Origin of the sequence: Bacillus sp. FSL R5-0820 (genome assembly GCF_038593385.1) — a bacterium.
Classification (GTDB): domain Bacteria; phylum Bacillota; class Bacilli; order Bacillales; family Bacillaceae; genus Bacillus; species Bacillus altitudinis.
On record NZ_CP151991.1, the window covers coordinates 1,401,647 to 1,415,335 of the forward strand.

At 41.2% G+C, this 13,689-nt stretch carries 10 protein-coding genes; 9 read left to right on the top strand and 1 reads right to left on the bottom strand.

Going from position 1 to position 13,689, the window contains the following annotated elements:
- Positions 1-77: 77 nt before the first annotated feature.
- The 4 genes from NST15_RS07180 (at position 78) to NST15_RS07195 (ending at position 7,038) form a co-directional block, all read left to right on the top strand.
- Positions 78-359, top strand: a complete 282-nt coding sequence (locus NST15_RS07180; RefSeq protein ID WP_003212509.1) for a YlaN family protein — start codon at positions 78-80, stop codon at positions 357-359.
- Between the two features lie 205 nt (positions 360-564).
- On the top strand, positions 565-1,776 hold the full coding sequence (gene ftsW, locus NST15_RS07185; protein WP_342498967.1) for a putative lipid II flippase FtsW: 1,212 nt from the start codon (positions 565-567) through the stop codon (positions 1,774-1,776).
- Positions 1,777-1,855: 79 nt separating this feature from the next.
- Positions 1,856-5,302, top strand: a complete 3,447-nt coding sequence (gene pyc, locus NST15_RS07190; protein WP_342498968.1) for a pyruvate carboxylase — start codon at positions 1,856-1,858, stop codon at positions 5,300-5,302.
- Positions 5,303-5,604: 302 nt separating this feature from the next.
- Complete coding sequence (locus NST15_RS07195; RefSeq protein WP_342498969.1) at positions 5,605-7,038, top strand: deoxyribodipyrimidine photo-lyase; 1,434 nt, start codon at positions 5,605-5,607, stop codon at positions 7,036-7,038.
- 39 nt (positions 7,039-7,077) lie between these two features.
- Here the strand turns inward: NST15_RS07195 and NST15_RS07200 are convergent, their stop codons facing one another.
- Complete coding sequence (locus tag NST15_RS07200) at positions 7,078-8,001, bottom strand: heme A synthase (RefSeq protein ID WP_008345045.1); 924 nt, start codon at positions 7,999-8,001, stop codon at positions 7,078-7,080.
- A 389-nt stretch (positions 8,002-8,390) separates the two neighbouring features.
- Here NST15_RS07200 and cyoE point away from each other — a divergent pair, with 389 nt between their 5' ends.
- From cyoE to ctaF, 5 genes are all read left to right on the top strand, one after another.
- A complete protein-coding gene (cyoE, locus tag NST15_RS07205) occupies positions 8,391-9,308 on the top strand; it encodes a heme o synthase (RefSeq protein ID WP_007499825.1) in 918 nt (305 codons plus the stop codon).
- A gap of 279 nt (positions 9,309-9,587) precedes the next feature.
- The gene (gene coxB / locus NST15_RS07210; protein WP_079920206.1) at positions 9,588-10,655 is read left to right on the top strand and encodes a cytochrome c oxidase subunit II; all 1,068 of its coding nucleotides are present in this window, start codon (positions 9,588-9,590) and stop codon (positions 10,653-10,655) included.
- 188 nt (positions 10,656-10,843) lie between these two features.
- Positions 10,844-12,715, top strand: coding sequence for a cytochrome c oxidase subunit I (gene ctaD / locus NST15_RS07215; RefSeq protein WP_007499823.1), 1,872 nt, complete (start codon positions 10,844-10,846; stop codon positions 12,713-12,715).
- On the top strand, positions 12,712-13,335 hold the full coding sequence (gene ctaE / locus NST15_RS07220; protein WP_089374148.1) for a cytochrome c oxidase subunit III: 624 nt from the start codon (positions 12,712-12,714) through the stop codon (positions 13,333-13,335). Before ctaD ends, ctaE begins: the two co-directional genes overlap by 4 nt.
- A 2-nt stretch (positions 13,336-13,337) precedes the next feature.
- A complete protein-coding gene (gene ctaF / locus NST15_RS07225; protein WP_003211520.1) occupies positions 13,338-13,667 on the top strand; it encodes a cytochrome c oxidase subunit IVB in 330 nt (109 codons plus the stop codon).
- The last annotated feature ends 22 nt before the right edge of the window (positions 13,668-13,689 follow it).

Sequence of the window (13,689 nt, forward strand, 5' to 3'; positions counted from 1 at the left end):
CTGCTTGCAATTTTGGGCGTTTCGCTTTATGATAAATAGAAGAATTAGGTACTCGCCTGGGGAACGGAGGGATACTTTTGGCGTCAGAAATTTTAGTCGATCATCGGCAAAAAGCACTGGCTTTATTAAAATTGGATGCAGATAAAATTTTAAAATTGATCCAAGTGCAAATGGACAACTTAACGATGCCGCAATGTCCTCTTTATGAAGAGGTTTTAGATACTCAAATGTTCGGATTATCGAGAGAAATTGATTTCGCTGTCCGGCTTGGATTAGTTGATCAACATGAAGGCAAAAAACTACTCGATAAACTTGAGAGAGAATTATCCGCACTTCATGATGCGTTCACAAAAAAATAATGATTGAAAACTCAAACTTCCACAACATAAGTTTGAGTTTTTTTGTCCGCCTTTTTATTTGATGCCAAACGGACTTGATTGTCTCATGAAAGACGAACAATATAAAGAGGTAAAACGGGATCAAACGGAGAAAATGTAGTAGAATAAGAACAGCTAAGAGAAGAGAATGTCAAGCAGTAGAAATAGACGTTAGGAAGAGGATTATATGTTAAAGAGAATGCTAAAATCGTATGACTACTCATTATTGTTCGCCATTATATTAATTAGCGCATTCGGCTTGGTGATGGTGTATAGCTCAAGTATGATTACATCTGTGATCAGATATGATGCTGCGCCAGATAATTTTTTCAAGAAACAGCTTTTATTTATGATTGTCGGGGCGGTCATCTTGATTTTTACAGCCCTCATTCCGTATCAGCTGCTCTTAAATAAAAGATTCCAAATTGTGATGCTTTTGTTATCTGTGTTTTCTCTCATTTATGTGTACTTTGGCGGTCACATTGCAGGGAATGCTAGAAGCTGGATCAAATTTGGACCTTTTAGTCTTCAGCCAGCGGAATTCGTGAAGATCGTTGTCATCATTTATCTTGCTGCTGTCTATGCAAAGAAGCAGCATTATATTGACCATATTTTAAGAGGGGTGACACCTCCAATTGTGGTTGTCTCCATCCTATGCGGATTTATTATTTTACAGCCAGACTATGGGACAGCTTTTATCATTGGTATGATTGCCCTTGCGATGATTTTATGCTCAGGGTTTAGCGGCAAAACGCTGGCCAAGCTGCTCGCTTTATTTAGTGCGGTGATGGTTGTTGTGACACCGTTTATTATTCTTTTTTGGGATAAAATTTTCACGCAGAATCGTCTTGGACGTTTTGAGAGTTTCCAAGATCCATTTAAAGACGCAGGCGCTTCTGGGCATCAATTGATTAATTCATATTATGCGATTGGGTCAGGCGGCTTTTTTGGGCTTGGTCTTGGAGAGAGTGTACAAAAGTATGGATACCTTCCAGAACCGCATACAGATTTTATCATGGCAATTATCTCGGAAGAGCTTGGTTTTTTCGGTGTATTTTTTGTCCTTGCTCTCCTTGGCTTTATTGTCGTGAAAGGTTTTTACATTGCGAGAAAGTGTGAAGATCCGTTTGGAAGTTTGCTTGCAATAGGAATTTCTTCAATGATTGCCATCCAAACGTCTATTAATTTGGGTGGTGTTTCAGGTCTCATTCCGATCACTGGGGTCACACTTCCGTTTATCAGCTACGGGGGATCGTCTATCATTTTACTGAGTGGATGTATGGGAATATTGCTGAATATCAGCATGTTCACTGAATATAAAGAGCGTTATAAAAAGAAAAAATCAATCAGCAAACCATCGATTCAAAAAAATGGATTGCAGAAAACTTTGAATCTTTAGAAAACAAAAGTGTACAGTTTTCATTTCTTCCTTTATTATAGAGTACATATAAAATTTTAAGGGATATGGAGGAGTGAGAATGTCACATAGAACAATTCAAAAGGTTCTAGTTGCAAACAGAGGGGAAATCGCTATCAGAGTCTTTAGGGCCTGTACGGAGCTCAACTTACGTACAGTGGCCATTTACTCCAAAGAAGACTCGGGCTCTTATCATCGCTATAAAGCCGATGAAGCATATCTAGTTGGAGAAGGGAAAAAGCCGATTGATGCCTACCTTGATATCGAGGGGATCATCGAAATTGCAAAACGAAATGACGTGGATGCGATTCATCCAGGATACGGATTTTTATCTGAAAACATTCATTTTGCAAGACGATGCGAAGAGGAAGGCATCCAATTCATCGGCCCAACTTCTCAACATTTAGATATGTTTGGAGATAAAGTAAAAGCGAGAGATGAAGCGAAAAAAGCTGGAATTCCAGTCATTCCAGGAAGTGACGGGCCAGTTGATTCGGTCAAAGAAGTCGAAAAATTCGGTGAAGAATACGGTTACCCGTTTATTATTAAAGCTTCACTTGGAGGCGGCGGCCGAGGTATGCGGATTGTCAGATCAAAAGAGGAGCTGAACGAAGCCTACGACCGTGCAAAGTCAGAGGCGAAAGCGGCTTTTGGAAATGACGAAGTATACGTTGAAAAGCTGATTGAAAATCCGAAACATATTGAAGTGCAGGTGATTGGAGACAATCACGGCAATATCATTCATTTATATGAGCGTGACTGCTCTGTTCAAAGGCGTCATCAAAAAGTCATTGAGGTTGCACCAAGTGTGTCTCTTTCTAATCAATTGCGTGAAGACATCTGTGAAGCGGCTGTTCAGCTGGCGCAGAATGTATCGTATATCAATGCAGGGACTGTAGAATTCCTAGTGGCAAATGGCGAGTTTTATTTTATTGAAGTCAATCCTAGGGTTCAAGTGGAACACACGATCACAGAAATGATCACAGGTGTCGATATCGTCCAAACCCAAATTCTTGTCGCAAAAGGACATGACCTCCACAGCAAAGAAGTCGGGATACCAAAACAAGAAGATATCTTTACACATGGATTTGCCATTCAATCAAGGGTCACAACAGAAGATCCTTTGAATGATTTTATGCCAGATACAGGAAAAATCATGGCTTACCGTTCAGGCGGTGGTTTTGGTGTACGTCTTGATACAGGGAACAGCTTCCAAGGTGCGGTGATTACACCTTATTACGATTCACTGTTGGTCAAGCTGTCTACTTGGGCACTTACATTTGATCAAGCTGCGGCTAAAATGGTCCGAAACTTACAAGAATTCAGGATTCGTGGCATTAAAACAAATATCCCGTTTCTTGAAAACGTTGCAAAGCACGAGAAGTTTCTAAGAGGGGAATATGATACATCGTTTATTGATTCGACACCAGAGCTATTTAACTTTCCTAAGCAAAAAGACCGCGGAACGAAAATGCTTACTTATATTGGTAACGTTACCATTAATGGGTTCCCTGGTATTTCGGAAAATAAGAAGCCTCATTTTGATCAACCAAATGTGCCGAAACTTGCTGTCCATGAAACGATTCCTTCTGGAACAAAACAATTGTTAGACAAGCATGGACCTGAGGGGCTCGCCAATTGGGTGAAAGAGCAAAGCGGTGTACTCTTAACGGATACAACCTTTAGAGACGCACATCAATCTCTGCTTGCAACACGCTTTAGAACACACGACTTAAAGAAAGTTGCGCAGCCAACAGCAGGCTTATGGCCAGAGTTATTCAGTATGGAAATGTGGGGCGGTGCTACCTTTGATGTGGCATATCGTTTCTTGAAAGAAGATCCTTGGGAAAGATTGAAAGAGCTTCGTCAAGAAGTGCCAAACACTTTGTTCCAAATGCTATTAAGATCATCAAACGCTGTCGGATATACAAACTATGCGGATAATGTGATTAAAGCATTTGTAAAGGAATCGGCAGAGGCAGGCATTGACGTCTTCCGTATTTTTGACAGTCTAAACTGGGTCAAAGGTATGACGCTTGCCATTGATTCTGTTCGTGAATCCGGCAAAGTGGCAGAGGCAGCGATTTGTTATACAGGTGATATTCTTGATCCATCACGTCCGAAATATGATTTGAAATATTATGTCTCTCTTGCGAAGGAGCTTGAATCCGCAGGCGCTCATATTTTAGGCATTAAAGATATGGCGGGATTATTAAAACCGCAGGCGGCTTATGAACTTGTATCGGCTCTAAAAGACGAGCTCACGATTCCAATCCATCTTCATACACACGATACGAGTGGAAATGGACTCTTCACCTATGCAAGAGCGATTGATGCAGGTGTTGATATTGTTGATGTTGCTGTCAGCTCTATGGCGGGGCTCACATCACAACCAAGTGCGAGCTCATTATATTATGCTTTAGACGGACATGAAAGAAAGCCCGAAATGAATGTTCAAGCGGTTGAACGTCTTTCTCAATATTGGGATTCCGTCAGAAAATATTACCATGAGTTTGAAAGCGGAATGAATTCACCGCATACAGAAATTTATGAGCATGAAATGCCTGGTGGCCAGTATAGTAACCTGCAACAGCAGGCGAAAGGGGTCGGCCTTGGCGACCGCTGGAATGAAGTAAAAGAAATGTACAGACGTGTAAATGACATGTTTGGTGACATTGTGAAAGTGACACCGTCTTCTAAAGTGGTCGGAGATATGGCACTTTATATGGTGCAAAACGATCTGACAGAAGAGGATGTTTATGAAAAAGGAGCAACACTGGATTTCCCAGATTCGGTTGTTGAATTGTTTAAAGGCTATTTAGGACAGCCTCATGGCGGATTCCCAGAAAAATTGCAAAAGCTGATTTTAAAAGGGGAGGAGCCGCTTACTGTCAGACCAGGTGAGAAACTGAAACCAGTGGACTTTGAAGAAATCAAAAAGCAGTTCAAAGAATCACATGACTTGACGTTAACAGAACAAGATGCCATTGCATATGCTTTATACCCGAAAGTCTTTTCTGAATTTGTTCAAACAGCAGAAAGCTATGGAGATATCTCTGTTCTTGACACACCTACCTTCTTCTACGGCATGAGACTTGGTGAAGAAATTGAGGTAGAAATTGAGAAAGGGAAAACCCTCATTGTCAAACTCGTGTCCATTGGAGAACCGAATCCGGACGCTACAAGAGTGCTTTACTTTGAACTGAATGGACAGCCGCGTGAAGTGGTCATTAAGGATGAAAGCATCAAATCCTCCGTTCAAGAAAAAATGAAGGCAGATCGCTCAAATCCAAATCACATTGCGGCATCAATGCCAGGCACTGTCATCAAAGTACTTGTTGAAAAAGGACAGAAAATTTCCCAAGGTGAGCATTTGATGATCAATGAAGCGATGAAAATGGAAACGACGGTACAAGCACCGTTCTCAGCAGTCGTGGATGAAATTCATGTCACGAATGGAGAAGGGATTCAAACTGGAGATCTGTTGATTGTCTTAAAGCCTGAATAATGAGTGAGACACATCCACTGCGATGTGTCTCAGCGTGTAGACAAACCCTTGCATTCTTTGTCAGTCCTGCGTGCTGGTGCTCACGAATGTCAAATTCGCTCCGCTCCAGTACTCGTTCTTTTCCTAGACTTCAAGGGCTTTCTATCACGCTGAAAAGAAAACAAAGGGCTAAAATAAAGAGCATTTTAGCCCTTTGTCAACAATCCAAGACACATCCACTGTGATGTGTCTTTTTTTTGAGCGCATTAAAATGTGCAGCCGCCCGCTAGAGTGATTACACTATAGAATGAGGTGAAGAAAGAGTGGAAATTGTCGTGATTTGGTTTCGCCGAGATATGCGATTGGATGATCATATCGCCTTATCAAAAGCGATCACATATGCAAAAAAACATCAGTACCGATTATTTGCTTTTTATCATCTAGATCCGTTTTTTACAGAAATGGAACTGGATTTGAACAACGAACATTTCTTTCAAAACTTGGCCAATTTCGTCAAGGAAGCGAGAGAATCTCACATGTATGTTCATCTCATTCATGATGATATTTTGTCCGCTTTTCAAAAGCTCATGAATGCTTATGACATCAATGCGGTCTTTTTTAATGAGGACGAAGTAGGAAATGGTCGAACACGTGATGAGCAAGTGACCCGTTTCTTAGAAGAAAAGGGCATTCATGTGTCAAAGTGGCAAGATACGCATCTGCATGGGGCGAGAGATATTTTAAAAGCGGATGGGTCTCATTATCAAGTGTTTACTCCATACTATCAAGCGTGGCGGAAGCAGGAGAAGCAGTCTGTGATAAAAGTTGACAAATCATTTCTGAGCAGTGAGCACACGATTTGTGATGAGTCACTTTCTGAAAAGGGAGATGAGAAACTAAGGGACATCATCAAGAAATGTACAAGGAAATTCGATCAGATTGGGTCAGACAAAGCGAGAAGCACGCTAGACGGCTTTATTCAAGAAAGATTGACGCGTTATCACGAGAAACGAGATATTCCGTCTGTTTTTGGGACGAGCAAGCTGTCTCGGTTCTTAAAAACCGGGACCATTTCTATTCGCACGATCTTTCATGCTGTCAATGAGGAAGAACTTTTTGAAAATGAGGGCAAGGAAACATTTATCAAAGAGCTGGCATGGCGTGATTTTTATCATATGATCTTTGCGCATTATCCAGAGATGAAAGAAAAAGAAATCAACTCCTCCTTTCAACATATAAAATGGAATGATGATGAGACACTTTTTGAAGCTTGGTGTAAAGGACAAACAGGCTTCCCACTCGTTGACGCAGGGATGAGACAGTTAAATGAAGAAGGCTGGATGCATAACCGTTTGAGAATGGTGACGGCTTCATTCCTGACAAAAGATTATTTCATCGATTGGAGAAAGGGCGAAGCGTATTTTGCGAGAAAACTTGTCGACTATGATGAGGCTTCGAATATTGGGGGATTTCAGTGGGCGGCCTCTGTCGGAACGGATGCTGTTCCTTACTTCCGTATTTTTAACCCAACGACCCAGTCGAAACGATTTGACCCAAGCGGAGAATATATTAGAAGGTATGTGCCAGAACTTAAGCATGTGAATGAAAAATGGATTCATGAACCGAGTAAAATGTCGATAGATGAGCAAATGAAATCGGGATGTGTGCTAGGGGATACATATCCTCTGCCTACAGTCGATCATCAAGAAAGACGGAAAAAAGCCATTTCGCTATTTGAAGAAGCGAAACAAACATAAAAGAAATCCCCCTTTTCGGATGAAAGGGGGATTGTATGTTTATCTGAAAGGCTCTCTATTTTCATATTTAAACCGGGCAATGAGTAAGCAGAAGTAGCATAGTACCCCAAACAAACAAGAAATAAAGAATGAATGAGCAAGCGCATAACCGAGTGCGAGCTGAGAATAAACAGACATGACACCAGAAATCGCTTGAAGTGTAATCAGAATGGCTGAAATGATCCATCCATAATACAGCTGCTTTTGTTCTTTATAATGTTTAAGGGCATGGAACATCGCAACAAATATCCAAACGAATAAAAGAAGGGCTGCTGCTCGGTGAGACATTTGAACCCATTGATTAAAATACGCTGGAAGTGCGCCGTCTTTTGAACAAAATGGGAAGACAGAGCATGCAAGACTTGATTTTGTATGTCTCACATAGGCGCCCGTATACACCACAATATACGTATATGTGATCAACCCATAAATATGGAACTGCATTCTTTTGCCGATATGAAGCGGCTTCACAAGCTTTGTTTCAGATCTGGTGGCTTCAAACACAAGCAGTGCCAGTAGTAAAATGGAAGCAAAAGAAATCAGTGAAATACCGAAGTGCAGTGCCATGACAAGTGCGTTAGAACCAAACACAACGGCGAGTGCCCCTAACAGTGCTTGAAGCAGTAAAAATATAATGGACATGATGACCAAAAATTTGGTTTCACGGAATACTGGACTGATTTTTTTCCAGCATAAGACCGCCAGTGCCAATACAAGAATGGTGGAAACTCCTGTTGACATGCGGTGGCTCCATTCGATAATGGAAGCAGGGTTCATTTCTGGAAAGAAACGACCGTGGCAAAGGGGCCACTGTCTGCCGCAGCCAAGACCGGAGCCAGTTTTCGTCACAAGCGCACCGCCAATCAGAACGATCAGCATCACAAATGTTGTGACAACGCTCAATAACCTTAAAGCAAATTTCATCAAATGATTTCACCTTCTCTAAATAACTTCTGATCTAAATGAAAACCTCACATGCTCTCAAGTTTAAGCCAAATGCGTGTTCTGTTGCAATTCATAATGACCAAAGTTCACAAAAAAATGATATGTTAGTTCACAAAGTTTACAGATTTAGAGTGCTTGATCTTTCTTTGACAGTCTGATAGAAATAGAGGAGAGAATATTTCATTTTGCACCGCCTTCTGAAACGCACATCCTAATAAATTCACGAAAAGTTCACAAATAACTTCAAGTTTGTCGTTTATTATTTAATAGGATGTTTTTTTACAGCTCTTTATCTTGTATGATAGAGTTGTAACGATTTTACGTTTTATTCGTTCGTTTGAAGGTTTGGGCAAGGGAGGTTATACACATTGGCAAATTCCAAAACAGCCGCGGAAGCAGCTATTCATGGACAAATAGAAGAAACAACCGCTTTAAAAGATTTTCTTGCTCTTATTAAAATGGGCATCGTCAATTCCAATTTCATTACAACTTTTACTGGAATGTGGCTTGCTTTTTATTTTACAGATATGAGTTTCCTTGGGAATCTTGATATTGTGCTGTTAACAATGATTGGTTCTTCTCTTATTATTGCCGGTTCATGCGCCATTAATAATGCGTTTGACCGTGATATTGATATACTAATGGAAAGAACAAAAACAAGACCGACGGTGACAGGTAAAGTTCAGCCGGGTCAAGCGTATGCATTTGGTATTCTGCTTGTTGTACTTGGACTGATTATGCTTCTGATGACAACTGTTACATCAGCAGTGATTGGATTTATCGGTGTCTTTACTTATGCAGTTCTATACACGATGTGGTCTAAACGCCATTACACCATTAATACAGTCATTGGTAGTGTATCTGGTGCGGTTCCGCCATTAATTGGCTGGACAGCTGTTACAGGCACCATCGATACAACGGCTTGGGTCCTGTTTATGATTATGTTCATCTGGCAAATTCCACATTTCTTATCACTTGCGATTAAGAAAACGGAAGATTACCGCAAAGCAGGTATTCCAATGCTGCCAGTTGTTTACGGCTTTGAAGTCACAAAACGCCAAATCATCATTTGGACAGCATGTCTTCTTCCGCTTCCATTTTTCTTAGGTGGATTAGGATGGCCGATTGTCGCACTTGGCACATTGCTGAACATTGGATGGCTCGTCATTGGTCTTATGGGCTTTAAAATGAAAGATATCATGAAGTGGTCAACACTCATGTTCGTTTATTCATTAAACTACTTAACGATCTTTTTCGTTGCGATGATTATTATTACACTATTCTAGAGTGAAATACACTTTGATCACATCAAAACAATGGCTATATCTTATAACACAACATTTTCTTACAACTATGAAAGCCGCCTGATATTCAGTTCTATTTAGGCGGCTTTCTGTTTATACATAGATGGTATTTTGAGTAAAAACATCATTTTTTTATGAAAAGAGGAAATGTAAGTGCTTTTATAAGAGGCGGGGGTTATGGATGGGTGAAAGGTGATTTTATAAATAAGAGGTAAAAAGCGAAAGGCAAAGGAGATCAAGCAAAAGGGGTTGGGACAAATTATGATAAGAAAATGGCGTGTTTATTCACTGTTTCTCTTACTGACGCTCGTTTTGGCGGGCTGCGGTGAACCATACTTATCAACACTGAGGCCAGTTGGGGAAGTAGCAGATAAACAGTTTTTCCTAACGGTACTGAGTACACTTATTATGGTTCTTGTCGTTATTGTTGTATCGATCATTTTCTTTTACGTCATCATTAAATTCAAACGTTCTAAAGTGGGAGAAGATACGATTCCTAAACAGGTAGAAGGGAACCGTAACCTCGAAATTACGTGGACAGCGATTCCGATACTTCTACTCATTATTCTCGTTGTACCTGTTGTGGCATACACGCTTGAGCTAGGGGATACAAGCGCCATGGATAAGAAAAAACGAGATCCTGAAAAGACACTTGTAGTGAATGTAAGAGCCAGCTTATATTGGTGGGAGTTTGAATACCCTGATTATGGGATTGTGACAAGTCAAGAATTGATTGTTCCAACTGATCAAAAGGTTTATTTTAAGCTGAAAGCATCTGATGTGAAACACTCATTCTGGATTCCATCAGCTGGGGGTAAAATTGATACAAATACAGACAACGAGAACAAGTTTTATTTAACATTTGACTCAAAACGAACGAAAGATGCTGGAGAATATTTCTATGGGAAATGTGCAGAGCTTTGCGGTCCCTCACATGCTTTAATGGACTTTAAAGTTAAAACGCTTTCTCAAGATGAGTTTTTAGGCTGGACGAAAAAGATGACAGATTATAAGAAGCCTGCATCTACGTCAGATCTAGCCCTTGAGGGTGAAAAACTCTTTAAAGAGAAAAACTGTTTAAGCTGTCATGCGGTAGAGCCTGGAGATGAACGGCCAGAGGCGGCAAGGACTGCACCAAACCTTGCAACCTTCGGAGAGCGGACAAAAGTAGCTGGAATTAAAGACATGAACAAAGAAAATGTCAAAGCATGGCTGAAAGATCCAGAGAGCTTTAAACCAGGTAATAAGATGACAGGGACGTACCCTAAACTAAATGACTCAGAAGCAGATGCACTCTACGAGTATTTAAAAGGTCTTAAAATACAGTAAATACCTTGAGCAGCTTAAAGTTGCGCACATTCAAAAGGGTATACGATCTATGTGAAGTTTTTGTTAAGAGCTCCCGAATAAGTCTCTACATCCAAGAATAAGTCATCTGTCAGATATAGTCTGTTTTTAGAACGTGAAGATAGACATTGATATGAAAAGGGGCAAATGGGAGATAAGAGGGGGATTTCATGGTGAGTACAATAGCTAAAAAGCGGGGGTTTGGCGCTGTCTTATGGGATTACTTAACGACGGTTGACCACAAAAAAATTGCCATACTATATTTAGTGGCAGGGGGATTTTTCTTTTTAATTGGTGGCCTGGAAGCGATGATTATCCGTATTCAGCTAGCCATCCCTGAAAATGATTTTGTGAGTGCAGGGTTTTACAATGAAGTCATGACGATGCATGGAACAACGATGATTTTCCTTGCAGCAATGCCGCTTTTATTTGCATTAATGAATGCGGTTGTACCCATTCAAATTGGTGCACGTGACGTAGCGTTTCCATTTGTGAATTCACTTGGTTTTTGGCTGTTCTTTTTCGGAGGCATTTTCTTAAACCTTGGATGGTTTATGGGTGGAGCACCTGATGCAGGCTGGACTGCCTATGCGTCGCTCACGCTGAATTCAGAAGGGCACGGCATGGATTTCTATATTTTAGGGTTGCAGATAGCTGGTATTGGTACGCTAATTGCCGGAATCAACTTTCTTGCAACGATTATTAATATGAGAGCGCCAGGTATGACGTATATGAGAATGCCGCTCTTTACCTGGACGACGTTTGTGGCATCTGCACTAATTTTATTCGCATTCCCGCCGCTGACAGCAGGGCTTGCGATGCTGATGCTTGATCGAATGTTTGATACGAGCTTTTTTAATCCAGAGCTCGGAGGAAATACAATCATCTGGGAGCATTTGTTCTGGATTTTTGGACACCCAGAAGTGTATATCTTGATTTTGCCGGCATTTGGGATTTTCTCTGAAATCATTCCGGTGTTTGCAAGAAAAAGATTGTTTGGTTATTCGTCCATGGTGTTTGCGACTGTATTAATTGGTTTCCTTGGATTCATGGTGTGGGCGCATCACATGTTCACAACAGGACTTGGTCCGATTGCCAATGCGATCTTTGCTGTAGCCACGATGGCGATTGCGGTGCCTACAGGAATTAAAGTATTTAACTGGCTGCTCACCATATGGGGCGGTAATGTGAAGTTTACAACGCCGATGCTATATTCAGTTGCGTTCATTCCGTCATTCTTACTTGGCGGTGTAACCGGCGTCATGCTTGCAGCAGCAGCAGCGGATTATCAGTTCCATGACACGTACTTCGTTGTGGCGCATTTCCACTATGTCATTATCGGTGGTGTGGTCTTCGGTATTTTAGCAGGTGTGCATTATTGGTGGCCGAAGATGTTTGGGAAAATACTGAATGAGAAGCTTGGGAAAATTGGCTTTGTGCTGTTTTTCGTCGGTTTCCATTTAACGTTCTTTATCCAGCATTTTCTCGGTCTTTGGGGCATGCCGCGCCGAGTCTTTACATTCTTGCCAGGTCAGGGTCTAGACCTTGGGAACTTGGTCAGTACGATTGGGGCACTGTTCATGTTTGTAGCAGTTGTCATCATGCTGATTAATATCATCTGGACGACAGCAAAAGGGGAGCGTGTATCGGGCGATCCTTGGGGAGATGGAAGAACGCTTGAATGGGCAGTATCTTCACCTCCGCCAGAATATAACTTTAAGCAGCTGCCTCTTGTACGGGGACTTGATCCATTATGGATTGAGAAAATGGATGGTAAAAAAGGAATGACAGCATCTGAACCGCTCGATGATATTCACATGCCGAATAATTCCATCTTGCCTATCATTATCTCATTCGGTCTATTTGTGTCAGCGTTTGGTTTTATGTATCGTCAAGAACACAGCTGGGGTCTACCGGTGATCTTCATTGGTCTTGGCATCACGTTTGCGACCATGCTCGTTCGCTCTCTTAAAGATGATCATGGATACCATATTCACAAAGAAGATTTGACGGATGACGATGACAAAGGGGTGAAAGCATAATGGAACCACAAAAAATGACAGCGGAAACCTTTCCGGCTTCTCCTGAGAAAGCCACGTTAGAAGGAAAGAATAAGTTCGTCGGGTTCTGGTTGTTTCTTGGGGGAGAAACGGTCCTGTTTGCATCTTTGTTTGCCACTTATTTGGCGCTGAAAAATTCAAATGCAGGCGGCGCAACAACAACTGAAATGTTTGACCTCACACTTGTCTTTATTGCCACAATGCTTCTGTTAACGAGCAGTTTAACGAGTGTGTATGCTATGTATCATATGAAAAACTTTGCCTTTAAAAAAATGCAGCTTTGGCTAGGTGTAACCGTTCTTTTAGGTGCTGGATTTTTAGGGGTAGAAATTTATGAGTTTTATCATTATGTACATGCGTATGAATTTACAATTACGAGCTCTGCACTTGGCTCTTCCTTCTATACGCTTGTTGGAACACACGGGGCTCACGTCGCATTTGGACTTTGCTGGATCACCGCTCTGATGATTCGGAATATGAGACGCGGTCTAGATTTATACAATGCACCAAAATATTATGTGGCGAGCCTTTATTGGCATTTCATTGATGTTGTGTGGGTCTTCATCTTTACCGTTGTATATTTAATGGGAATGGTGGGATAAGAATGGGAAATAAAAACACAAATCAGTCCAAAGTCGATCTTGTCTATCGGAAAAAGAAAAATGCCGAAGAAATGAAGCATCAGCTCATTTCTTTCGGCTTGATGATTGGTTTAACGTTTGTTGCCTTTTTAACAATCGCCTCTGAAGACGTCGGAAATTGGTTCGCTGTCCCTTTTATTTTACTGCTTGCAGTGATTCAGGTGGCTTTTCAGCTTTATTATTTTATGCACATGAACCAAAAAGGGCATGAAACACCCGCGTTGTTTCTTTACTCAGGTGTGTTTGTCGCGTTTATTACCGTTTTAGCCTTTTTGACCATTATTTGGTGGTAAGCTCGCTTTGCCCTTGAAGGAG

Coding starts and splice junctions, on each gene's coding strand:
- ctaF (WP_003211520.1), top strand. CDS start 13,338: ATGGGAAATAAAAACACAAATCAGTCCAAAGTCGATCTTGTCTATCGG.
- ftsW (WP_342498967.1), top strand. CDS start 565: ATGTTAAAGAGAATGCTAAAATCGTATGACTACTCATTATTGTTCGCC.
- ctaD (WP_007499823.1), top strand. CDS start 10,844: ATGGTGAGTACAATAGCTAAAAAGCGGGGGTTTGGCGCTGTCTTATGG.
- NST15_RS07200 (WP_008345045.1), bottom strand. CDS start 8,001: ATGAAATTTGCTTTAAGGTTATTGAGCGTTGTCACAACATTTGTGATG.
- pyc (WP_342498968.1), top strand. CDS start 1,856: ATGTCACATAGAACAATTCAAAAGGTTCTAGTTGCAAACAGAGGGGAA.
- coxB (WP_079920206.1), top strand. CDS start 9,588: ATGATAAGAAAATGGCGTGTTTATTCACTGTTTCTCTTACTGACGCTC.